Consider the following 21,739-nt stretch of genomic DNA (forward strand, 5'->3'; position numbering starts at 1 on the left):
TTAAAATTCTAAAGATAGAGGTATTTGTATTTTAACGCGGACACCTTCATCTTTTTCAATGATTTCAATTTGTGCTTCTGATTTTTTTATCTGTTTTAAAAAATCTACCCTGCTTTTAGAACTACTTATTCCGAATGATTTTTTATCAAGAGTATCATCTTTCTTTATACCCACTCCATTATCATCAATAGTACATACAAGTGAATTTTGGTCTTTACTAAAAATAATTGTTAGAACTCCGTTCTCTTTTTTATCTGATAATCCATGCCAAATACTATTTTCTATAAAGGGCTGGTATAGAGCTGGAGGGACTAAAGTATTTTCTATATCAATATCACGGTCAACTTCAATTTTGTAATCAAATTTATTCTCCAACCTTTCTTGTTCTAGTTTTATGTACCCTTTTAAAAATTCTATTTCATTTTCTAAATATACTTCATCTTCACTCGAATTATCTAAAATTCCACGCATCATTGAAGAAAATCTTGCAATATAATTGCTTGATACGTTTTTGTCATTTTTGAGTACAAAATCACTCATAGAGTTTAGACTATTATATATAAAGTGTGGATTTAACTGTGCTCGTAATTTTCTAAGTTCAGATTTTGCCAGTTTTTCATTTAAATTAGCTTCTTTTCTACGTCTATATTGGGTTAGTATTATTGCTAAAGCAGAAATACCTAAAATGCCTGTTCCAATACTTATGTTTCTTATTAGAGTTTGTTGCTTGATTTCTGCTTGGGCTATCAATTCTTTTTTATCCGCTTCAAACTGAATTTGCTTTTTGGATATTTCAAGTTTACGCTCATTACTTTGCAAGCTATCAAGTAACTTCTTATGTGTTTTATATGCGTCTAATGCTTTGTTGTATTCTTTTGTTTGAAAGTATATTTGATATAGTGCATTCCAAAGACCACTATCGGTGAACAAATCGTTCAGCGTATTGATTGATTTTAAATTTTTGGCTTCTAGCGCATATTCTTTAGCTTTTTTAAAATCAGAATTTTCTAAGTAAACCATAGCCGCATTGATGAGAACTGTTCTTCGTATAATGTTAATTTCATGCTCATCAATTAAGGCAAAGCTTTTTTCAATATAAGAAATAGCTTCTTCGCCTTTATTTTCTTTTTCAATTAATATACGTGCTACATTGCTATATAAGTTAGCTAAATTTGGATAGTCTTTTCTCTTCTTAGCCTCATTAACTCCTTTATTATAGTAGTATAGCGCAGAATCTGCTTGCTTTTGATATCCATATATATTGCCTAAATTTGTTAGTGTGTTTGGGTCGTTTTTTGCAAATTTTAATGATTTCTTGAAATACGGTTTTGCTAGTTCATATTCTCCTTGTCTCAAATAAATTAAAGCAATATTATTCAAGACGCCTCCTGAATATATAGCGTGTTTTGGTAACTCAGGATTTTCTTCTAAAACTTTTAATACATTTTGATAACTATCAATAGCTTTGTATGGATCATAAAGAGTATATTGATATACAACACCTAAATTTCCGTGAGCAGCAATTAATCCACTAGGATAATCCATTGTTTTTGCAACTTCTACAGTTTTAATACTATAATCTAGCCATGAAGAGTCAGATGGAGTCATATAATATTTTTTCATTTGATATAGTGTTCTAATATCAATGTAGGTAGAGTCAGGTGTTCCGTAATTTTTTATTAAATGCACTAAGGAGTCTATGACTTTTTGTTGTGCATTAACATTGCATATAATCAAAAAAAATATACCTAAAATAAAAATGTTTTTTCTTTTCATTGAGGAGAGTTGGTTAATTAATTTATTGCTCTAATTTATGTGTTTTTTGTTACATTGATTGATTTTGATAATGAAAAGTATGGTTTATTTGCGTAAACTAAATAAATGTCAACGTAAACTAATTTAAGTTCATTGATTAAACGATATGTAGATATCTTTAATTAAAATAAGTATAGGTAATCAAAATTCAAATACACTTTCACTTTCTGTAGAAAACTGGTTTTTATTACAATCCAAGTGAAAGTAAAGGCGCTAAGCTCATGAATTATCATGGGCTTAGTTGCTATCTGATAGATACATAAAATAATAAAAGAAGAGTTTAATCTGATTTATATTACTTCTTGTATAAAAAAATAAAAAAATATTTGGCAGGGTTTTTGGAATCTCTATCTTAGATTCCCTAAACGTAAATTGTATAAAACACAGATATATAGAATAATAACAAATTAATTATAAAATAAGCATTAGCTAACGAATTTCGCTTTCTGTAGAAAACTGGTAATTTTCATCTAATCCAAGCGAGAGACTAAGTTGCTAATGCCTGCGGTAATGCGTGGGCTTAGTTGCTGTCTTTGGGTTAAGGTATACCAGTACCTCTACAGATGAGACACAATTAAGTTCCACGCTATTTTTTTGCCGTATGAATACATTTCTCATCCATATCCGTGACCCATAATGGGCATTCTTATTCCTTCAAATTCCCCATTTGTCAAACTTACTTTGTGTTTAGCTATTAATTAACATTTTAAAAATTTAGGAATGAAAAAAATATTTCTTATAAGCTGTCTCATTCTAATGAGTAGTTTTATTATTCAGCCGTTAATTGCTCAAAATAAGAGTATTGGGGGTATGTTCAATGATGATTGGAGCAGAATTACTTATAAAGTAGATAAACAACCTGTATTCGATATCTCAAATGTAAAAACAGTTATAATTTCAGAGGTTGTTAACCGTCAAAATATAGCCGATTCACATAGCATAGATATGTATGATGAGCTTGCAAATAATATTACAAGCATAAAAGGTTTAACCTTAGTTGATAGAAGTAAAACACAATCACTCTTAAAAGAATTCGATTTTCAGCAAAGTGGTTTAGTTAATGAATCTCAAATTAAAAAACTTGGTGAATTCTATAGTTCTGGGCTTATCGTTTTTGTAAGAATACAAACTGATAATTTTAGTCAATCTGTAAAAAAGGTAGATGGTCTTTTTTCTAGTTCTCCAAGTTGGAAACGAATTGGAGTTTATAGACTTGATGTTAATTTTAAAATTATTGATTTAAAAACAGCGAGTATTCTTTTTTCGCAAAACTTAAAATCAAAAATAGAAAAGTCAGGTTCACTTCATGATTACAGAATACCACCTCAATTAGACCCCATAGGGTTTTATCAAGATGCAAAAGAAGATATTGGCATTCAGTTTAAAGAGCTTTTTATCCTTCATCAAAAAGAATATGAAATCAATTTTCAAACCCATAGAAAGTTTAATAGTGATTTAAAAAAAGCAATTACACTTCTTGAAATAGATGATTTTGAAGGGGGTTATGCCATGATTAAAAGCATTCCTCAAAAGTCTTTAGATGATAAAGCTAAGTCTTTTGCTTTATACAATGTAGCTAAAATGCAATTGTTTAATGGCGAATATGAGGTTAGTTTAAAAAATGCCAAAGAAGCCTATTTGCTCAATCCGAAAAATGATGAGTGTTTGGAGATTATCAATGAATTAAAATAAATCTAAAATCACAAAAAATGAAAACACTTTTATTTAGTTACAAATTTTTATTTATGACTTTAATGTCACTGCCATTAGCACTATGCTCTAGCGATGACACTAACGAAGATGATAGTATTGAAGAGGAAATTATAGAGGAAACCTGCACAGGAGAAATGGTAAGTCATCCAACAAACACAGGTTATAATAGAAATCACAAATTATTTGATGCCGATTGGCTTGGTTCGTATCTTTTTGAAGAAGGTAACGGGAATGACTTTGCGCAAAAATTCATTCATAATAATGGTGTGTTCGTATGCACCGGTACTTTTGATGAAACGGGCTTTTCAGAAGATGGTAATTTAGCTCTCTATGCCCTGAATCAAAATTTTGAATCCCTTTGGACTTTCCCAAAACAACCAGGTAAATTCTATGATGTGATACATGCATCAGATAATAATTATGTTGCTGTTGGTCGTATAGGAAATGGAGATGTTTCTAAAATTCATGCAGTAAAGGTAAATCTAAGTGGAGAACTAATTTGGGAATATACTGTTGATACAACTGATGAAATGAATTTAGGGGCTTATGCAACTACAATCGTAGAAAGTTCTAGTGGCGGATATATTGTTGTAGGTGATGCTCCCTATAATTCAAATCTATTTGGTTTTGGCGATAAGTCTTTTATTCTTTCATTAAGTGACACAGGTGAACAGCAATGGGCAAAGCCATTGAGTAATGCTCATGAGCCATTGGATATGATAATGGGCAATAACGGAAATTTTATTGTGGCATTTAATTCTCATGATTTTACAATTAATGAAGTAGGAACAGATGGAGAGGTATTAAAAGAAGTATCTTTTGGGTCAAGCGAATGGGATAGACCAAATCATATATTACAACTAAGTGATGGAAATTACATAATAACAGGAGCGACCAAAGGTAGCGATGGAGATGTAAGTGAAAATAAAAATTATGGTCTTGCTCAGATATGGGCAGTCAAAATAGATGCCAGCCTAAATCTAATTAACGAACAACCTATTGGTTTTTTTGGTAGTCAAATTGGTATAAATATGGCTGAAATGAATGATGGAAACCTGCTTCTGTCAGCCCATAGCACGATTCAGTATGCACAAGGGGAAAAGACACCAATATTTATAAGATTAACTAAGGATTTGTGTATTATAGATTGGGATGATTCTCTGGGACAAGACGAGTATCTATTGACTGATGTTATATGGCTCGAAGATTCGAAAGAGGCTGTTACTTTTTCTCATGCAAATGACAGAGGTAATATTCATGATACTACAGATGATTTTTACCATCATTTGATTAGTTTTAAATTGGAAAATAATTAACAATACGTTTTCAATTTCAATATTATTCACCGACTGTTTTTCTTAATAAAGAAGCCAGTATATGCTGGCTTCTTTATTCAAAATCATCTGAAGGTGATGGAGCTTTATCTCTTCCTAATTCAATATCTTTTCCATTTTCATCAAAATCAATAGATGTGCCGTGTTCTATTATCTTGTCTCTTTCTTCGTTGCTCAACTTTATTGATTTCTCAACATCAATTTCTTGAATAGGTTCTTTATTAGAAGTTTCTTTCTCCTGTTCTTTTAACTTTTCTTTTTGGTAGTCGATTAACTTATTAGCACCATCATTACTTTCCATTAAAATACCAACTTCTGTTTTGTTCAGTTCTTCAACCTCTTCGAGATATTCATAGTAACCTTCATTTTGAAAATAAGTTTTTACACTATCATAAATTTTCTGGTCGTAATCATTTCGAGTTTTCTGAATACCATCTTCGTAAGATTCTTTGAAATTTTTGTTTACTTTTTTCTTTTTGGGTAATTCAAAATCACCCTTGGGTTTAGGGGTTGGTGTTAAGATATATGTGTCGGATGGGCGGTTATGGTTTAATTTATCTATAACCTCATTTCTTTCTTCAACTAGACTTCTTGTTTTTTCATTTATCCGTGCTAAATCTCTTAGCTCTTCAAGTTGCTTATGTTTATCTTCTCTTGTCATAAAATAGATTTTGTGTTACTATGATAGCAAATGAAAAGGAGTTCATTATGACTGTTAAATTTGATTCTTTATGTCCTTATCGTTACAAGGAATATAAAAATGAGAACTTAGAGTATGCTGATAAGGTGCGTAAAATTGTTTGCGACAATCTTGGTTTTGAACCGAGCCTTAAAGCTTCCTGTTCCCTTGAAATTAATTTACGGAAGTCACTTAAACGTTTTGATAATAATGAACTAACCGAACGTCAGATCAAAGTTCATATCAACGATTTTTGCCATGTCATTAAAAAGAATATTTTAAGAAATGTTCCTGAACAAGCTCACTTAGTTGATAAGCAAGAAGTTGAAAATTATACACGCTAATTTATTACCCGTTTCCTCCTCCGCTACTGCCTCCGCCATCCTTGTTAGCTAAACCATTGCCCACACCACTGCCATCTTTAGTAAAGCCACCACTAATATCACCACCATTCGATTCTTTATCATCTAAATAATCATTTTCCCAAATGTTCTTTGTTGTTTCAAAGGAATCATCAACGATGTCGTAGAGAGCTTTTCTAACATTTTCATCTTCGGGTAATTCAATAGGTAGATAAACGCCTTTTGTTTCTTGCTTAGGCTTACGACCGATAAAGACATCATATTTCATTTCACTTGTTATTTTTTTATCAATATTATCCAAGACCCAATTACGCCCTTGTTGCGCTTTATGAAAGTTTCTAATCCCATATATAATGCTACAGAGAAAAATAATTTGACCAATAAGCCCAGTAAATGGGTTAGTCGTCATGAAAAGAAATCCAACAAAAAATGGAATTGCTGGTTCAAACAAAACATGAATATGATACCGAGTGATTTTAAAACCTGCTATTTTTTTGCCTATAATATTCTTCCAAAAAGGAAAAATTTCTCCGTCTGAATAACTAAATCTTTTAAATTCATAAGTTGTTCCATATTTTCTGATTTCCAACCGATGGTAAATAGACATTCCTAAAAATATGAATGCAAAAATGAGAGTAAAAGAGCTATCTAATACCCCGCCATATATATCATCTGCAAAGGAATAAAGAACAATAAACGCTATAAAAATACCTATAGATTGGGCTAAAGTGATATATCTTTCACCAAATCTTTTTCTCAAAAACACTTCAACTATTGCCGATGCATGTGAAGCAAAAAACATAAATAGTCCCATTATAAAATCCCTAATAAGATTAGTTCTCCCTTGATGTACTTCAATAAAAATATTTCTTTTTTCGGGGTTGTACTCGTAATACTTACTTTCTGTGCTCATATATTCTTTTGGTTTATGATTAGTAACGCGTGATTTTTATTTGTAACTGCAAACGGGATACCTTGCCTATGGACGACGACTTCAACATCAAAACCGTTAAGCTCTCCTCCCGTTTTTTGTCTGGCAAAGTCCGACGGTTGGATAATATGCAATAGGCTTTGTGAACTTCCTTCATTAAAACTTGCATCTTCTCCCATTGTTCTGCCTTCGCTACTTGTCCATGTTAGCTCTTTTCCAACGAGGTCAGCGGCATACTCATTAGTTTCCACATCAGAATTAGCATGAAAAAATTTTGTGCCTAAATTTCCTGCTAAAGCTTTAAACCGATATGAGCCTTTATCCCCACCCCCAGCATGAAGTGTATAATTAGGGAGGTTTTGTGTGAGGTAGACTGTGCAAGCGCGATAACTTCTTGCCGTTGATTGATGGTCAATATCATGGTCATGGAGAAAATAATGTGCCTCATCTACCCATAAAAATGTTGGACGACTACTTTCTTTGATTTGTCGTCGTTGCATGGCACGTTGCCAAATATATTTGAATAAGATTTGTCCATCTCGTCCAGTATTTTCAAAAATCAAATAAGGTAGATTGACAATGATTATTTTGCCTTTAATCGTATCTTCTGGAGTCACATTGGTTTCTGTGTTGAAGAGTGAATACAACGGGTCTCGCATAAACCTATCCCCAAAGCCAAAAAACATTTGCTCGACGATACTTCGGGTCTTTTCGGAAAGGTATAACCAATTACCGTAAAAGAAGTCCTCAATAATGTGTAATCGCCTTGCAAGCTCATCAGATTTTTTCGTTTTTGGGTGTTTATTCAAATGGCTTGCGACGTGTTGCATCATCAAGAAACAATAAGAGTTTTTACGCCATGTTTCATTTGTTAACTCATTCTTGTTTTTAGGTGCTGTTTGAATGATTTTATAAATATCTTTAAATCGAATATTGTCACCAGTTAAAAGGCATAAATCAACGGCATTAACTAAGAGTTGCTGTAACGAAGCATCCCAAAAAGCTTTATCGGATTCCTGTCCATCATTTGCTCCCGCTTTAATAACTGTTTTGAGTGTGTCAGCAATATTATGAGTGATACCAGTTCCCTTATCGGGACGGCTACTTTCATAGTCAAGGAAGTTGAAATATTTATCAGATCCATGGCCGAAAATAATAAGGTCGTCTTCTCTACCATACTTTTTGCAATAAGATTTCCAAAGGTCTAACTCATCTTCTTTGGCGGTAAGAACTAATCCGCCAAACTGATTTTCAAGATATTTTTTTGCTAGGAGTGCGCCTGAACCAGAAGTTTTACCACTACCAAGACCGCCCATAATAAGAACACCTTCACATGCATCACGTACCGTAAAGGGATGACCAATTTGCCAATCGATAAGAGGAATGTCTAACATATATTTTATGTATGAACATTCTTAGTGAAAGAATTTTCTTAAAAGTATAAAATTATTTGAAAGTGAAAAAGAAAGCATGGAAGATTTTAAAGAATCTTGTCAATTTGTTCTATTTTATATACATCTTTGTTGCCAGTAATTTTTATTCCTTTTCAATAAATTCTCCAATCTTTTTGATAAAGGTTGAGTCCAGTTTTAAGTCTTTATAAACTGTGTCTTTTGACATTTTTATCAAAGAAGTTAATTCTTTTAAGGCACTAGCTTTAGATTCATAAATCCTGTTTTTGCTATCAGTAATTGTAATATTTTCTGCTGATTTAATGAGTTTTTCATAGATTTTTATGATGTCTTCATCAATTTTCCCATCATGATTATTTTTTAAAGCTTCAATTCGAAAAGCTAAATCCCGAATCATATAATTTCCTGCATTTCTTTGACCTAATTCAGCAACTGCTTTTACTGCTGAAAATTTCGCAGCTGCATCTACTTTATCACCTATTTTAGCTTTTGCTATAACGTCAATAGTACTATTTATTGCAGCATCAGGTGGATTTTCAGAAATAACTTTTACAGTTCCGTCAGCATTTACTAAATATATTCCACCTCTTTGTGTAGCGTCATAATGAGACCAAAACAATGTTGGCAAAACTTTTCCAGTTTTGGTGTCTTTAGTTGTGTACAATTGTTGTCTGGAAATTCCAGCACCCTTTCTAGATTGATTAATTGAACCGCATCCTGCAAGTAAAAATAATCCGAAGATTAAAATAATAGTGATTTTTTTCATTTTGGTGGTTTTAAATTGATGACCAAAATAATTCTTCTATTTAGATTAAAAAATACCCTTTTTAGGGGATTTTTTAATCTAAAGGATATTTTCCAGTAAGGTTAATTAATTCTGATACCTTATTAATTTTTAGTTTTTTATATATGTTTTTTGTATGTGTTTGAACTGTAGAAGTGGATATACATATGTGGTTGGCTATTTCTTTTTTTGAAAAGCCCAAACATAGATAATCTATTATTTCTTTCTCTCTATTGGTAAAGGACTTGATTGCTTCTAAAGTTGGACTATTAAATGAAATTTTTATAGCTGGAGCTATCTTGGCAATTGTGATGGCATATACAGGTCTGTCATTTTCATTCCTATATACTGTTTTAGTAGTCCCCAATACTTTTTCCCATTCTTTTTTTTTAAATAACAATTTATATTTGAGGTTTAAGTAACCTTTGCCTCCTTGTTTAAAAAAATCAATAGAATCCAATAAAGTATGGAAAGTAGAAGTATGTATTGTCTTTAAATAATATAGGTAATCTATATTTTTAAACCAATTATTTTTAAAACCATAAAAAGTTTTGAAATTATCGTTTATGCAAAGAGGACGGTATAGGTCAATGTCATGAAGTGTAATTAAATAATCAGATGCATTAATAATTTTTAAGAATTTATCTCTATTTATTTCTTTTCCTTCAAAGATATATTGGTGGTCAATTTCAGTTGATAATTTATCTATTTCTTTCTCTAAATCTTGAAAATGCATAAAAATATAAACGATTGTTCTTACGGCTAATATACAGGTATATATAATAATTAGTAATTTATTGTAGGTAAGAATTACTAAACACCGAAAGCACTGCTTAGGGGAGATGTCTGATATAAATTAGCCCTGTTGGATTAGATTAAAAAGCACTGTAGGGTATCAAGATTTTCCCTTATATTGAGATTGTAAGAGCAAGTATAAAGTTCAAAGTTACGCTTTATTGATAGTTTGATACAAATAATTTTACAAGCAATGCAAGCAGTGTATTAATAAACAAAGCAAGCATTGTAAAACTAAATTTTGGGTATCTAAATAAGTCATTGTTTAAAGAGCGTAATTCTCTTAGGAATGAATTTTATTTTGCCTAGGGGTTAAGTGTTAAGCGCAAGCAATAGATACTAGAATACCAATAACTTTAGCATTTATTGCTATTCACCATATAGGATAGTTAGCAGTTAATACTTCTTTTTTCATTTTTCTTTTGCCGTTACTTTTATTCGTATTGAGGGTTTTATCTATTGAAATAGTATACCAATTATATTTTTTTATATATTCATTCAATATATCGGAAGGGTACGAGCTAAGTAAAAACTTTCCTTTGATTGATGCTAACGCGTCTAAATCCCTTCGATACCGCTCGCTGTCGTAACCGCCATAATGTCCTTGATCTGTATCAATATAAGGTGGGTCAGCATAAATAAAGGTTTTTTCACTATCTCGACTTAATATTACCTTGTGAGCCTTATTATTTTCAATTTGGGTATGTTTTAACCTATTAGCTAAGGTTTCTTTAAAAGCTTCAACTTTATTACTGACAGTAATTGCTGAATTCTTTTTACTAAACCCCCAAGAACCAATAGTAGATGCAAACCCTTGATTAGTGACAACCCAAAAAGCCCATGCTCTCGTTACCCTGTCAAATAAGAATGGGCATTCGTAAATAACCTTTGCACATTTATACATCAATCGACTATGTAACGTACCCTCTATCTTTTCACGTAATTTAAAAAAGTCATGTTTTAAAACTTCATAAAAATTTATAACATTGGCATCTACATCGTTGATGATTTCAATCTTACTTGGAGGTTTAGCCCAATAGACAGCACCACCTCCAAAAAAAGGCTCTACATAAATTTCATGTTCAGGAATTAATGGTAGTATTTCTTTTAACATTTTTTGTTTTCCTCCGTAATAAGTTATAGGGGTTTTTAAACCAATATCTGTTTTTTTTTGTATTAGGGGCATTCATATAGTTTTCCTTTCAAAAATAATGATTGTCTATTTGATGATTTTTATATAAAATAGAAACCCAAATGGTTACTGACATATAGGCTAAAAACACCATCGGATAAAAGCGCATAGGTCATAATTTAAAGCACGAACCAAAAGCCCCTAACATCTACCGAACAAACCATATGAAATGTTTTTGGAGAAAAAGAAAAAGGAGCATCCATTTTCGAATGCTCCTATTATTTTAATACTCACATGCTAGCATTACCGTTAGAACACGGCGAGTTTTAGAAAGATCACTAGGGTCTTCACTACCATATTCGTAATTGGTGTCGTAGTAATCAATTTTCCAAATAATATCTTGTTTGTTGTTCTCCAATTGAAACCGTCCGTAGTCATGTTCTCCATGAGGGTCATTATCCTCATTAAAGTCATTAAAACCTCTAATTTTATCCCTTGCTTCAAGTTGGTTTTCAACGGTTAATTCTTTAAACCCAGAACTTGTTACATATTTTCCTTTCACTTTTTGCACTTTTAAAATTAGTTTTCCAAGATTTTGCCGAAACATATCATTTTGCTTTGCAATTATTTTTGAGCTAGTTGTCATTTAATTTCTCCTTATATGAGAAAAGGGAGCTTCGGCTCCCTTTGGGTTATGATTGAGTATTTGGAGTTTCATCTTTGGCTTTGTTTTCGAAAACCACCATATTATTGAGTGAGATGTTAAAGCCATCACCCTTTGAGTGCTTCCATGCAGCTCCTATTTTAATGTTGTGGGGCTTACCATGAATGCGGGTTTCTACAAAAACTGTATGCGTAGGTCTTTTACCTTTTTTCTGAGTTTGTTTTGTATTGTCAGTCATCTTTAAATCTCCTTTGTTTGTTAATCAGATGATGAGGCGTATTAACAGTAATGGAGGTTTTGATTTGTCCATGACCTCAGTGTTTGTGTGGGTCACTGATAGACAAATCAAAACATTGCTGTTATCGCTTTTTAAATCATCTGATGCACCAATACGGCAAAGGAGATAAAGCTTGTACTGGCAGATGTAAGACAAATAAAAAAGAAAGATAAGCCTGTCAGAATATTTTTGTATTTTCGATCTTCCCTAAGAGCTTTCAAAATCTGCCAGTAGGATGGTTTTAGAAAGACACATAGACATAGCCCTTTTTCAATTAAAGTAAGAGGGTCTATGATACGAATGTTTCAAAGTTCAACATCGGCGCAAGCCAAAGATTATTTTAAAGATGCTTTATCTAAGGCGGATTACTATTTAGAAGACCAAGAGGTTAACGGTCAGTTCAATGGTAGGATAGCCAAGCGTTTAGGATTGGAAGGCAAAACGGTTGATAAAGAAACATTTGAAAAACTATGTGACAACATCAATCCAAAAGAAGGTGGCTCACTTACTCCAAGAACAGTCGATAACCGTCGTGTTGGCTATGACATAAGTTTTCATTGTCCTAAATCGGTTTCAATTCTTCATGCACTCGGAGAGGAAAAACGCGTATTGCCAGCTTTTGAGCAAAGTGTCCATGAGACCATGCTTGAAATGCAAGAAGATATGCAAGTCAGGGTACGCACGGACGGACAAAATACTGACCGTGAAACAAAGGAACTCCTTTGGGCAAACTTTGTCCATCAGACGGCTCGTCCCGTTGAAGGTAAGCCACCAGATCCGCATTTACATGCTCATTGCTTTACGTTTAATGTCACCTATGATGAGGTTGAGGGCAAATATAAGGCAGGGCAGTTTCACAATATCAAACGCGATATGCCCTATTACCAAGCACGGTTTCAAAAACGGCTTGCTGATAAGCTGTCGGATGTGGGCTATGGTATCCGCAAAACCAAGAACGGTTTTGAATTGGCTGTTATTCCACAAAAGGCGATTGACCATTTTTCTAAGCGGACTAATTTAATCGGGCAAGTCGCGAAAGAAAAGGGTATTACGGATCAAAAAAAACTTGACCAACTTGGCGCAAAGACCAGGGCGAAAAAACAGAAAAACTTAACCATGCCACAATTGCAAGATAAGTGGCGTGACCAACTTCATGAAAACGGTATTGATGATAAAACACCAGAAGAAATTAAGACCACCAATAAAAGTCATTCGGCAACACAATCAATTGACCATGCCATCAACCATGTGTTTACTCGTAATTCGGTTAAAAGAGATCGGCAGATTTTAGCCGAGGGCTATAAATATGCCATCGATAATAAAGAGATTAGCCTTGATGAGATAGACACCGCTTTAGAAAAGAACGATACAGTTTTTAAAATTGAGGTTGGTAGCCAACGGCTTTGCACAACAAAATTAGTCCATGCTGAAGAAAGACGGATGATTGAGCTTGCTCGTGATGGGGTCGGCAAGCTTCGTCCACTAAAAGCGAATTTTAAGCCATCGATTTTTTCTAAGTTGAATGATGAACAGCGTTTGGTAATGAATCATGTGATGACATCGCAAGACCGCGTGACAATGATACGCGGTGCGGCTGGAACTGGAAAAACCACATTGCTAAAAGAAATTGTTCCACAGATAGAAAAAACAGGCAAAAATGTTTTTCTCTTTGCGCCAACAGCTGAAGCGTCTCGTGATGTTCTTCGACGCGAGGGATTTGTACAAGCCGATACGGTTGCACGGCTTTTAATGGATAAAGAATTGCAACAACAAATTAAGGGACAAGTCATTTGGATTGATGAAGCAGGTATGTTGGGATCGCAAGATATGGCAAATATTCTCTCACTTGCCAAAGAGTCCCAAGCTCGGGTTATCCTTTCTGGAGACCCGAGACAGCATACCGCCGTTATGCGTGGTGATGCCATGCGGTTATTGCAAGAGGTTGGTAAAATACGTCAAGTGTCCATGGAAACGATTTACCGCCAGAAAGAAGCCGGTTACAAACAAGCGGTTAAAGCAATTAGTAATGGTAATATTAAAAGCGGTTTTGAAACCTTGCAAAATAGAGGGTCGATTAAACAATGTGAACCAACCCGAATAAAAGAACGATTGGTTGGTGATTATTTAACGGCTCGGAAATCCAAAAAATCTGCCCTCGTCATTACGCCAACAAATGAACAAGCCAAAGAAATTAATATAACGATAAGAGAGGGATTGAGGGAAAGCAAACTCATCGGTAAACGAGAAAAACGCTTTACGGTTTTTGACAACTACTATTTAAGTGTTGCTCAAAAAGAAGATATTCGTTCCTATCGTGAAGGTCAGGTTATTCAAACTCATCAAAATTTTCCAAGGATTAAAAAAGGGGCAGTTTTGCATGTTGATAGTATTGTTGGTAATCTAGTCACTATTAAAGACAATCAAGGGCAGAAACATATCTTACCTATTCATAGAGCAAAGGATTATGATGTGTATTCCTCTAGGAAAATTCCATTAAGCAAAGGCGATGAAATCCGCATCAATAAAAACGGGTTTGATAAGAATAAAAAGCGAATTAATAACAGTACGATTTTAACCGTAAACGGTTTTACAAAGAACGGCGATATAAAAGCGGTTAAACATTCAGCTAAGCGCAAAAGTGATTTTGTTTTAGACAAATCCCATAGCAATTATGATTATGCCTATGCGATTACCTCATATAGTTCACAAGGTAAGACGGTTGACAATGTGATAATTTCGCAACCAGCCTCAACATTTCCTGCCTCGAATGAGAAACAGTTTTATGTTTCGGTTTCAAGAGGGCGCGAAAATGTCTCCATCTATACTGACGATGCCGAAGAACTTTTAACCCATATTAAAAAACGTGGAGACAGGCAGGGCGCAACAGAACTGATTAAGCCAAAGTTTGCAAAAACAATAGAAACGACAAAAGAAATAAACAAAGTAGTTGAACCAGTAAAAACCATAGACATTGAACCAGAATTATAAGAAAAAAAGAAAGCGGGCTTGGATTGATGGAACAACACAAACAGTGCAATCAATTCCAAAGCCCGCATCTTGATATCAAAATGATAAAATATGAGCCCAAATTATAACTCGAATAAATTTGACAATAAAAACAAAAACTTATAACATGAAAATATGAGTAATGAAAACTTAAAACATATCACTGATTTAGCACAAGAATGTAATAGGATAGGCAAAATTTTAACAGACATAATGCAAAAGCTAAGAAATATTCAACGCATTATTGATATGATTGCTATTATCATTGGCTTAACCTCATTTGTTCTTATATCTGTCTCAATAGCAAAACCAGATGTTTTGACAATGTTCGACATGGGCATTGTTCCTATAATTTCTGCCTTTCTAGTTGTTTCACTTGTATTGATCAATAGGTATTATTTTAGAGGAAATAACAACCCAGAATTAATTGAAGCATATGCTAAATATATATTTATGTATTCGAAACAACTTCCATCTGTGAAGAATGATGAAAGTATCAATAAGACTCAAAAGAGTACTAAACTTCAAATTTTAGAGAACTTGTGTAATAGAAATATTGAAGATATTTATGTTAAATGGCCTAAAGCAAATAAAGTATGAGTCAGAATTATAAATTTAAGAGTTTAGAAATTGCCAAAAATGGGCAAGAAAAAAAGGAAGTCGAGAAAGACCCAAACGATATAACGGTTTTCGAAATAGGAGAGACACGTACCATTGATTTTATCTTGAAAGATGGGACACGGCAAAATTTTGCCTACGCTCATTATATGACGGCGTGGATTGGAAAAGATGAAGAAGCTGAAAAAAACGAGCGATATATCAAAATATTTTTCGCCACACATTTAATAACAATAAAGGGTTATTATTTAGATAAGCTCTATGATGCGTTAATAAATCTTTCTGTCAAATCCATTAAAGTCAATGATGAACGATACCTTGATATGGTGGCAGAAGACAAAGCCTTTGTAACGGATGTTAAATTAACTTGGAAAAAGGAGGAGGATTAATTAATGTAACTAAAACCATTTGTAAAAGAAAGGTCTTTTTTCACTATTACTGGTAGATAAACCTTTGTACTTCCTTTCAGGGCTAATCATTTCTTTTTTCTCTTTATCAGATTTGGGTTCAAAAAGTTTAGATATTCCAACTATTCCTGCAAAAATTGTTAAAGAATTAAATGCAAGCATTAGGTATGACTCAAAATTACTTGCGTCTTGATAATTAACTCCAAAATAAATAATAAAAGATAACGGACCTGTTAAATAAAGAGGATTAACAGTTTTCCAAAATTTAGTTATAAAATTAACCAAAAGAACGATAAAAACACAGTAAAATATTAAATAATCAAAAAGACTATATGCCATAAAGGAGCTAATTAATATTAGGAAATTTTAGACGCATAAATTATACTCATATTTTTGTGAGTAGGTCTAATTTTCTGAAATTTATTTATAACTGCTATAGAATTTTCTTCACATTCTTTCATAAGAGCCCCATATTCTTCTTTACTTAAAGAAGCATCTTTAATTCTTAAAGAACGTGTTTCTCCATATTTTTTTTGATTGAATTTTTTTTTCATTTTCTTTCTCTAAATAGTAATAACGTCGAAAGTAGTCTAATTGTTACAAAAATACAAGTTTTTTTTACTTTATTCGTTGATTTACACATAGTTCGGGTAATTTTTTACGTTTGGATTTTTATCAGTTTCCTCTGAAAGATTTGAATTATTTTTTATATTTCTATGCAATTCTTCATTAAAACAATTAATTTGAAAAATACAATTTTCATTTGGTAAGGAACTAGCATCATAAATAACATCAATACTAGGGTATTCATCATTATTTTCATCTACTTCGGTTAATGTTGCTATCCATATATATTTTGGAAAGCTAGTATATCTGATTTTTCTTTTTAAATTATTCATAAAAATATTATCACTTGAATCTGAGTTGCTAAATTCTTGTTTATAATCAACTGCAAGACACAAACGAATGTCCCATTTTAAAAAATCAGTATCAGTCATGAATTTTAATAAAAATTTGTCAAAGCTTTTAATCGCCGCTAGGACGTTTTCATATTTTACTTTTATCGTATGGTCTAGTGGAATCCATAAAGCAGTTGGTCTTGCAATTATTGGGCTTTCTCCATCTAATTGAAAGGTTCTTATTTTGCATGTATTATTATTTTGCATGTCAAAATCGACCTTAGAATAAGGACCTAATTCATCATTATGAGTATAAAACCTCATTATATCATGTGCGACAAGGCCTATTTCTTTCTTTTTTTCTTTAGTTTTTATAAGCTTTGAACATATTTTTTTTAATGAATTAGTATTAGTGTTAACTGAAGGTTGATTTAGACGGTATCCCACAATAGCAACAATGTGATGTCCATCATAATTGTCAGAGGCATCATCAAATTCATACCCTAATAAAATTGGGATACCACATTTATTATACGCATAAATAATCTCTTTAAGTAGACTTGGGTTTAATTGTTTATCCTCAAATGAAAATGTCTCTGTTCTCAAATTAGATTCTTCAAAAATTGAGACTACTTGGTAGCCATCTAAACCAACAGTTGGAAACATACTTTCTGAGTGAATTTGTGATATGCCAGCTTTCTTTGTTATTTCATAAGGAGAAAGTAATTTAGTTTTATATAATTGCTGTAATTTATGATAACAACACCATATTGCAAACGTAGCACACGCACCAACAGCTTTATCTTGTTGTTGAAATGGTAAAGACGATATTCTTATTTGTTCTCCAAAAACATCAAATCTAAAATCTTCTAAAATAGAATTATAATACCTACTTCTAAAATTTTCTATATATGGGTAAGTTTTAAATAAAATTGTTCCAAAAGGAGAACCGCCTAAGGGTCTAATAGTCATATATCCCAAATAACTTTCCCATATTTGTTGACCTTTATAATTCTTACTATCCTTATTAAGAATTGCATATTCATCAAATTCCTCTTCATTAAATTTTGAATGAAAAAAATGAATTCTAGAAGTAAATTTTGAAATTTCGCTAAAACTTGTAGTATAATAATGAGAATAATCTGTTAAATATGATTGACTAACATATTTTTGTTCTAATACACATGTATATGCTTTACAGTTGTCTAATAAATTCTCTTTTTTGTCAAAGAATTCATAATTAAAATACTTTAAAATGTATTTAAATATTCTTTCTGATTTTATCTTTTCTTTTGTTACTTTTTTATTGCAATTTATTATTGTAGATATTAATTTTTCTGGTTTACTAGGATTAAAAGGAAATACTTCGGGGCGTATTGCTTCGTGTGAATTTTCTAACATGTAATTTTTGCTTCATAAATTAGTTATTGAGATGATGCTAGTAAAAAAGATGAGGAAATCTCAAATATACATATTATTTTTAATAAAAAAAATCTGTCCTAATGTATGGGAAAATAGCACAAAAAAATAATGATTAGACGATTTGGAAGTAGGTTAATATAAGCGAAAACTCAAACATAATGTGTATCATAAATATTTTAATTATGTACGAATCAAACTTTAACAGGAAATATAATAATTTTTAAAAATCGATTCACATTTCAACAATTTTGTGTTAAACTTAGACCAAATGTTAGACCATTTGAGTGTTAATAAGAGTTGTAAAAGCTAAAACCTTAGAGTTAAGTGGTGCCGGTTGTCGGACTTGAACCAACGACCTACTGATTACAAACAATAACCAGAATTTTCTTATATTTATCATATAAAATTTCAAAAATTATGATTTGGTCGGGAGCAGGAGTAATTGTCCTTTTAATATCTAGCATGTTAACTACTTTGATAATGGGAGAAAGTTTAGATGGAGCTTTAGAAGATTTATTCACCCCTAGGTTCTTTTTAATATTAGCGCCTTTCCTGTTTATAGTAGGTCGATTGTTTGAGTCACTTGCTTATAAATTACATTTTACATGGGAAGATGAAAAAAACAGAGGAATTGGATATAGGGTTAATCAATTATTTTCATTATTAAAATGTGATTTTTCAGATAGGCCAACGCTAATTTTTATGCCAATGCATATATCAGCAATCTTTTCTTTACTGATTAGCTTTATTATTTGGACAGGAATTTTTGGGTAATAACTATTGTTATAAACTAACTTCCTTCATTATATCATATAAATGCTCCAATGTAGCCCCACCTCCATATAAAGAACGATTAAACTTGTGTCCCATCAATTGACATTGAACTCTATCCTTAACATCTAGTGCTGTTAACCTATCTTGAAAGCTATGGCGTAGTGAATAAAGACTATGCTTTTGTGTCGGTCTTAAGTTGTTTTTTGAAAGCCAATTATTGATATTGGCGGATGTTTTTTCAGAACTACCACGATATTTAATAAATCCATTGGGATAAGACTTGAAAGCCTCTAAAGCTATTCCAGCCAAGGGTAATTTCCGTTCACTCTCTTTGGTTTTAAGTGAATATCCTTGTCTCGGTCGAATATGAATATATGGAATCGGTTCATCCAAAATAATATCTTCTTTTACCAAATTCACAATTTCAATAGGTCTTGCGCCTGTATTAACACAGACATAAAGAATGTTCTTTGCTTCTTCATCCAAAGTTTTTAAAGTTTCATGGTTTAAGATTTTCTCTTTAATAAACTCTGTTGAGTAAGCTTTTCGAGTTTGTTTATCAGTTTCCTTAATATGAATTTTCTTAAAAATATTCTCAATATTCAAATCAAGCTGTTCATGAGTACTGACCGTTTCTAAAACCCCTTTAAGGTGCGTAAAATCCTTATTGACCGTATCGGCTTTGATATTATCTTTCTTCATTCGTTCTAACCATCCATCACGAAACTTGATGAGGTCAAGATTAGTGATATCAGAAATATTTTTATTGCCAACATATTTGATAAAGTTATTGACCGCTTTTTTACGTGGGTTTTTCCATTTACGTTGTTGGTCACGATTTTTGTTTAAGAGACTTGGTTTGGAATAGTCCCAAAACCTTTTCAAAGCTTCTGATAGTTGAATTGTTTCTTGTTGTTTTTCTGTGCCAAGGACAGCCTTAACGTTTATTTCCTTATTGATATAACCTTTAGCGGTTAAAACACGCTCTATAAGCTGTAATAATGATAATTCAGCAATTTTGTTCGTTGGATGATAAGTAAATCCTAATTGTCGTGCAGTCATCATTAATTGTTTAAATTTTAGAGGGCTGTGTTGTTCATTATTTTGAACAAGGCTATTCCAATACCCTTCCATATTATTATTAGCCGCAACGGCTTTCTTTATTGCTGTCTTCTTACATTGAGTATTCAGAGACTCTCTTACCCGACACCTCGGATCAAACATCGAATAACGTTGAGGAACACGGCGGTCATAAAAATACCAGCCGTTACGATTGAGTAAATAAATCATCTTGGTTTCCGTTCTGGTTACCACTTTGGTTGACAAAATCACGAAGTTTTACACTTCATGAAACCTGATGAGATAATATGATAATTATTTACAATGGCTTACTGACATATATTTGATATGTAAATGGAGGAGAGGATGGGATTCGGATAGAATTTTACTCTCGACCTAAGTCATTGATAGAAAACAATTAAATCATTTTTAAAATCTATCAGGTCATTTTTTGGTTGACAGCGTGGTTACCATTTTGACTGCCAATCAATGATTAAGATTATGTCTTATTATTGAGCATTTGTAAAGCAATTTCTTTATAAGATTGATTGCTTTTTTCTTTTTCAATTTCTTTTAAAATTCTAATAAAGATTGGCAAATAGATATCTCCATATTTTTGAACAATTTCTGCCATTATTAAACTCGCTTCTTGTAGAAGTTCCATTGTAATATCATCTTTGTTTAGTTTTTTTCTTTTCATGAAGACCATTTCTTTCATCGAGTTTCTTTTCTTATAAATAGGGCGTTTGGTTTTTATCAAACGCCCTATCCTTCTTTTTTAAGATTTATAGTTTAACGGACATTCAAGCCAAGTTTTCAAGTCCTGTATCTTATAGGCTTTCCTACGACCATGATGGGTCAAAGGATGAAGTTTAGGAAAACGACCAGCTTTCCTTTCTCTGTATTGGGTCGTTTTATCAAGAGTTGTTGCTAGTTCTGCCATTTTAATAGATGCAAAAGCATTTATTTCTAGTAGCAATCCGATAACAACCTCCTTTTCTTGATCTGGGTCAATAAGAACTACACCGTTATTATTAATGGTCTTCATTAGTCAGATTTCCTTTTCTGGTTAAGTTTGGAAAGGGGGTATAGAGGGTCTTTTTAATATGAGGTACTGGCTGATTTTTTTATGCTTTGTGGTCATATGTGTTTAAAAAAACAAAACACTCATTTTAATATGGAAATATTGTGTCTGCCAGTATAGGTTCTCGGGCTTACGACTTATGGATACACGATAACTCATAAACAAAAAGGATAAAAAATGCACATAAAATTTAATTACCCCCATAAAATAAGGACTGACTTCTTGCAGGATGTTGTTAAACAGCTTGTGAAACAACGTCATAGCTTAGGTATTACCCAAGACGATTTAAACCATACATTAGGTGTTGCAGACCGATTAGTCAGTCATTGGGAATGTGGGGTCAGAACTCCAACGGGGTTTCATCTTTATTGTTGGGCGGATGCGTTGAAAAGCAGATTGGCTATTGTTCCGCAAGAGGTTGAAACACAAAGTTTGATGAGTCAGCTTCAAAAACAATTAGCTAATGATAATTCTTGTGTATGTGAAACACCTGTAAATGACAATTTGTTTGCTGTTCCGGAAAAGAAGATTAAGCTCGCTAGTTAAGACACTCACAGATTTAAGGAAAGAGG

The 21,739-nt window shown here is 32.5% G+C and carries 23 protein-coding genes; 8 read left to right on the forward strand and 15 right to left on the reverse strand.

Annotated features, from left to right (window positions below; translation table 11 throughout):
• Positions 1-1,776: a tetratricopeptide repeat-containing sensor histidine kinase gene (locus tag Q4Q34_RS08560; protein ID WP_303316846.1), complete on the reverse strand. Its 1,776-nt coding sequence runs from the start codon at positions 1,774-1,776 to the stop codon at positions 1-3.
• A gap of 759 nt (positions 1,777-2,535) precedes the next feature.
• Here Q4Q34_RS08560 and Q4Q34_RS08565 point away from each other — a divergent pair.
• Together Q4Q34_RS08565 and Q4Q34_RS08570 are read left to right on the forward strand one after the other, a co-directional pair.
• Complete coding sequence (locus tag Q4Q34_RS08565; RefSeq protein ID WP_303316847.1) at positions 2,536-3,507, forward strand: hypothetical protein; 972 nt, start codon at positions 2,536-2,538, stop codon at positions 3,505-3,507.
• Positions 3,508-3,524: 17 nt separating this feature from the next.
• On the forward strand, positions 3,525-4,844 hold the full coding sequence (locus tag Q4Q34_RS08570; RefSeq protein WP_303316848.1) for a hypothetical protein: 1,320 nt from the start codon (positions 3,525-3,527) through the stop codon (positions 4,842-4,844).
• Between the two features lie 73 nt (positions 4,845-4,917).
• Here Q4Q34_RS08570 and Q4Q34_RS08575 read toward each other — a convergent pair whose 3' ends face one another.
• A complete protein-coding gene (locus tag Q4Q34_RS08575; protein WP_303316849.1) occupies positions 4,918-5,523 on the reverse strand; it encodes a hypothetical protein in 606 nt (201 codons plus the stop codon).
• 20 nt (positions 5,524-5,543) lie between these two features.
• Here Q4Q34_RS08575 and Q4Q34_RS08580 point away from each other — a divergent pair, with 20 nt between their 5' ends.
• The gene (locus tag Q4Q34_RS08580) at positions 5,544-5,885 is read left to right on the forward strand and encodes a hypothetical protein (protein WP_303316850.1); all 342 of its coding nucleotides are present in this window, start codon (positions 5,544-5,546) and stop codon (positions 5,883-5,885) included.
• A gap of 4 nt (positions 5,886-5,889) precedes the next feature.
• Here Q4Q34_RS08580 and Q4Q34_RS08585 read toward each other — a convergent pair whose 3' ends face one another.
• The 7 genes from Q4Q34_RS08585 to Q4Q34_RS08615 all read right to left on the reverse strand — a co-directional run bounded on the left by Q4Q34_RS08585 (position 5,890) and on the right by Q4Q34_RS08615 (position 11,859).
• Positions 5,890-6,816 (reverse strand): hypothetical protein, encoded by a 927-nt coding sequence (locus Q4Q34_RS08585; protein ID WP_303316851.1) that lies wholly within the window; start codon positions 6,814-6,816, stop codon positions 5,890-5,892.
• On the reverse strand, positions 6,813-8,228 hold the full coding sequence (locus Q4Q34_RS08590) for a type IV secretory system conjugative DNA transfer family protein (RefSeq protein ID WP_303316852.1): 1,416 nt from the start codon (positions 8,226-8,228) through the stop codon (positions 6,813-6,815). Before Q4Q34_RS08590 ends, Q4Q34_RS08585 begins: the two co-directional genes overlap by 4 nt.
• Before the next feature lie 142 nt (positions 8,229-8,370).
• Positions 8,371-9,012 (reverse strand): hypothetical protein, encoded by a 642-nt coding sequence (locus Q4Q34_RS08595; RefSeq protein ID WP_303316853.1) that lies wholly within the window; start codon positions 9,010-9,012, stop codon positions 8,371-8,373.
• Positions 9,013-9,085: 73 nt separating this feature from the next.
• The gene (locus Q4Q34_RS08600) at positions 9,086-9,766 is read right to left on the reverse strand and encodes a response regulator transcription factor (protein WP_303316854.1); all 681 of its coding nucleotides are present in this window, start codon (positions 9,764-9,766) and stop codon (positions 9,086-9,088) included.
• A gap of 432 nt (positions 9,767-10,198) precedes the next feature.
• Positions 10,199-11,011 (reverse strand): DNA adenine methylase, encoded by an 813-nt coding sequence (locus tag Q4Q34_RS08605; RefSeq protein ID WP_303316855.1) that lies wholly within the window; start codon positions 11,009-11,011, stop codon positions 10,199-10,201.
• Between the two features lie 229 nt (positions 11,012-11,240).
• Positions 11,241-11,603: a DUF3768 domain-containing protein gene (locus Q4Q34_RS08610; RefSeq protein WP_303316856.1), complete on the reverse strand. Its 363-nt coding sequence runs from the start codon at positions 11,601-11,603 to the stop codon at positions 11,241-11,243.
• 46 nt (positions 11,604-11,649) lie between these two features.
• Positions 11,650-11,859, reverse strand: coding sequence for a hypothetical protein (locus Q4Q34_RS08615; protein ID WP_303316857.1), 210 nt, complete (start codon positions 11,857-11,859; stop codon positions 11,650-11,652).
• Positions 11,860-12,189: 330 nt separating this feature from the next.
• On the opposite strand from Q4Q34_RS08615, the gene mobF reads away from it, so the two are divergent.
• The 3 genes from mobF to Q4Q34_RS08630 all read left to right on the forward strand — a co-directional run bounded on the left by mobF (position 12,190) and on the right by Q4Q34_RS08630 (position 15,911).
• Positions 12,190-14,886: a MobF family relaxase gene (gene mobF / locus Q4Q34_RS08620; protein WP_303316858.1), complete on the forward strand. Its 2,697-nt coding sequence runs from the start codon at positions 12,190-12,192 to the stop codon at positions 14,884-14,886.
• Between the two features lie 153 nt (positions 14,887-15,039).
• A complete protein-coding gene (locus Q4Q34_RS08625) occupies positions 15,040-15,504 on the forward strand; it encodes a hypothetical protein (RefSeq protein ID WP_303316859.1) in 465 nt (154 codons plus the stop codon).
• Positions 15,501-15,911, forward strand: a complete 411-nt coding sequence (locus Q4Q34_RS08630) for a hypothetical protein (protein ID WP_303316860.1) — start codon at positions 15,501-15,503, stop codon at positions 15,909-15,911. The genes Q4Q34_RS08625 and Q4Q34_RS08630 overlap by 4 nt, the downstream gene beginning before the upstream one ends.
• Positions 15,912-15,920: 9 nt before the next feature.
• Here Q4Q34_RS08630 and Q4Q34_RS08635 read toward each other — a convergent pair whose 3' ends face one another.
• From Q4Q34_RS08635 to Q4Q34_RS08645, 3 genes are all read right to left on the reverse strand, one after another.
• A complete protein-coding gene (locus Q4Q34_RS08635; protein ID WP_303316861.1) occupies positions 15,921-16,268 on the reverse strand; it encodes a hypothetical protein in 348 nt (115 codons plus the stop codon).
• 17 nt (positions 16,269-16,285) lie between these two features.
• Complete coding sequence (locus Q4Q34_RS08640; RefSeq protein WP_303316862.1) at positions 16,286-16,483, reverse strand: hypothetical protein; 198 nt, start codon at positions 16,481-16,483, stop codon at positions 16,286-16,288.
• A gap of 81 nt (positions 16,484-16,564) precedes the next feature.
• The gene (locus Q4Q34_RS08645) at positions 16,565-18,229 is read right to left on the reverse strand and encodes a hypothetical protein (protein ID WP_303316863.1); all 1,665 of its coding nucleotides are present in this window, start codon (positions 18,227-18,229) and stop codon (positions 16,565-16,567) included.
• 438 nt (positions 18,230-18,667) lie between these two features.
• Here Q4Q34_RS08645 and Q4Q34_RS08650 point away from each other — a divergent pair, with 438 nt between their 5' ends.
• On the forward strand, positions 18,668-19,024 hold the full coding sequence (locus Q4Q34_RS08650; RefSeq protein ID WP_330444599.1) for a hypothetical protein: 357 nt from the start codon (positions 18,668-18,670) through the stop codon (positions 19,022-19,024).
• Positions 19,025-19,033: 9 nt separating this feature from the next.
• On the opposite strand, the gene Q4Q34_RS08655 is transcribed toward Q4Q34_RS08650, so the two are convergent.
• From Q4Q34_RS08655 to Q4Q34_RS08665, 3 genes are all read right to left on the reverse strand, one after another.
• Positions 19,034-20,350 carry a site-specific integrase gene (locus Q4Q34_RS08655; protein WP_303316865.1) on the reverse strand — a complete coding sequence of 439 codons (1,317 nt, stop codon included), beginning with the start codon at positions 20,348-20,350 and terminating at the stop codon, positions 19,034-19,036.
• A 232-nt stretch (positions 20,351-20,582) separates the two neighbouring features.
• A complete protein-coding gene (locus tag Q4Q34_RS08660) occupies positions 20,583-20,783 on the reverse strand; it encodes a hypothetical protein (protein ID WP_303316866.1) in 201 nt (66 codons plus the stop codon).
• A 78-nt stretch (positions 20,784-20,861) separates the two neighbouring features.
• Positions 20,862-21,131, reverse strand: a complete 270-nt coding sequence (locus tag Q4Q34_RS08665) for a hypothetical protein (protein ID WP_303316867.1) — start codon at positions 21,129-21,131, stop codon at positions 20,862-20,864.
• Between the two features lie 282 nt (positions 21,132-21,413).
• Here Q4Q34_RS08665 and Q4Q34_RS08670 point away from each other — a divergent pair, with 282 nt between their 5' ends.
• A complete protein-coding gene (locus Q4Q34_RS08670; RefSeq protein ID WP_330444600.1) occupies positions 21,414-21,713 on the forward strand; it encodes a helix-turn-helix domain-containing protein in 300 nt (99 codons plus the stop codon).
• The last annotated feature ends 26 nt before the right edge of the window (positions 21,714-21,739 follow it).

The sequence above is a fragment of the Flavivirga abyssicola genome (assembly GCF_030540775.2).
Lineage (GTDB): Bacteria > Bacteroidota > Bacteroidia > Flavobacteriales > Flavobacteriaceae > Flavivirga > Flavivirga abyssicola.

What these genes read in the sequence shown, in the direction of transcription:
- Q4Q34_RS08595 (WP_303316853.1), bottom strand. Translation starts at nt 9,012, where the DNA reads ATGAAAAAAATCACTATTATTTTAATCTTCGGATTATTTTTACTTGCA.
- Q4Q34_RS08640 (WP_303316862.1), bottom strand. Translation starts at nt 16,483, where the DNA reads ATGAAAAAAAAATTCAATCAAAAAAAATATGGAGAAACACGTTCTTTA.
- Q4Q34_RS08600 (WP_303316854.1), bottom strand. Translation starts at nt 9,766, where the DNA reads ATGCATTTTCAAGATTTAGAGAAAGAAATAGATAAATTATCAACTGAA.
- Q4Q34_RS08605 (WP_303316855.1), bottom strand. Translation starts at nt 11,011, where the DNA reads ATGCCCCTAATACAAAAAAAAACAGATATTGGTTTAAAAACCCCTATA.
- Q4Q34_RS08660 (WP_303316866.1), bottom strand. Translation starts at nt 20,783, where the DNA reads ATGAAAAGAAAAAAACTAAACAAAGATGATATTACAATGGAACTTCTA.
- Q4Q34_RS08580 (WP_303316850.1), top strand. Translation starts at nt 5,544, where the DNA reads ATGATAGCAAATGAAAAGGAGTTCATTATGACTGTTAAATTTGATTCT.
- Q4Q34_RS08635 (WP_303316861.1), bottom strand. Translation starts at nt 16,268, where the DNA reads ATGGCATATAGTCTTTTTGATTATTTAATATTTTACTGTGTTTTTATC.
- Q4Q34_RS08560 (WP_303316846.1), bottom strand. Translation starts at nt 1,776, where the DNA reads ATGAAAAGAAAAAACATTTTTATTTTAGGTATATTTTTTTTGATTATA.
- Q4Q34_RS08650 (WP_330444599.1), top strand. Translation starts at nt 18,668, where the DNA reads ATGATTTGGTCGGGAGCAGGAGTAATTGTCCTTTTAATATCTAGCATG.
- mobF (WP_303316858.1), top strand. Translation starts at nt 12,190, where the DNA reads ATGATACGAATGTTTCAAAGTTCAACATCGGCGCAAGCCAAAGATTAT.
- Q4Q34_RS08590 (WP_303316852.1), bottom strand. Translation starts at nt 8,228, where the DNA reads ATGTTAGACATTCCTCTTATCGATTGGCAAATTGGTCATCCCTTTACG.
- Q4Q34_RS08565 (WP_303316847.1), top strand. Translation starts at nt 2,536, where the DNA reads ATGAAAAAAATATTTCTTATAAGCTGTCTCATTCTAATGAGTAGTTTT.
- Q4Q34_RS08570 (WP_303316848.1), top strand. Translation starts at nt 3,525, where the DNA reads ATGAAAACACTTTTATTTAGTTACAAATTTTTATTTATGACTTTAATG.
- Q4Q34_RS08575 (WP_303316849.1), bottom strand. Translation starts at nt 5,523, where the DNA reads ATGACAAGAGAAGATAAACATAAGCAACTTGAAGAGCTAAGAGATTTA.
- Q4Q34_RS08625 (WP_303316859.1), top strand. Translation starts at nt 15,040, where the DNA reads ATGAGTAATGAAAACTTAAAACATATCACTGATTTAGCACAAGAATGT.
- Q4Q34_RS08585 (WP_303316851.1), bottom strand. Translation starts at nt 6,816, where the DNA reads ATGAGCACAGAAAGTAAGTATTACGAGTACAACCCCGAAAAAAGAAAT.
- Q4Q34_RS08645 (WP_303316863.1), bottom strand. Translation starts at nt 18,229, where the DNA reads ATGTTAGAAAATTCACACGAAGCAATACGCCCCGAAGTATTTCCTTTT.
- Q4Q34_RS08630 (WP_303316860.1), top strand. Translation starts at nt 15,501, where the DNA reads ATGAGTCAGAATTATAAATTTAAGAGTTTAGAAATTGCCAAAAATGGG.
- Q4Q34_RS08610 (WP_303316856.1), bottom strand. Translation starts at nt 11,603, where the DNA reads ATGACAACTAGCTCAAAAATAATTGCAAAGCAAAATGATATGTTTCGG.
- Q4Q34_RS08665 (WP_303316867.1), bottom strand. Translation starts at nt 21,131, where the DNA reads ATGAAGACCATTAATAATAACGGTGTAGTTCTTATTGACCCAGATCAA.
- Q4Q34_RS08615 (WP_303316857.1), bottom strand. Translation starts at nt 11,859, where the DNA reads ATGACTGACAATACAAAACAAACTCAGAAAAAAGGTAAAAGACCTACG.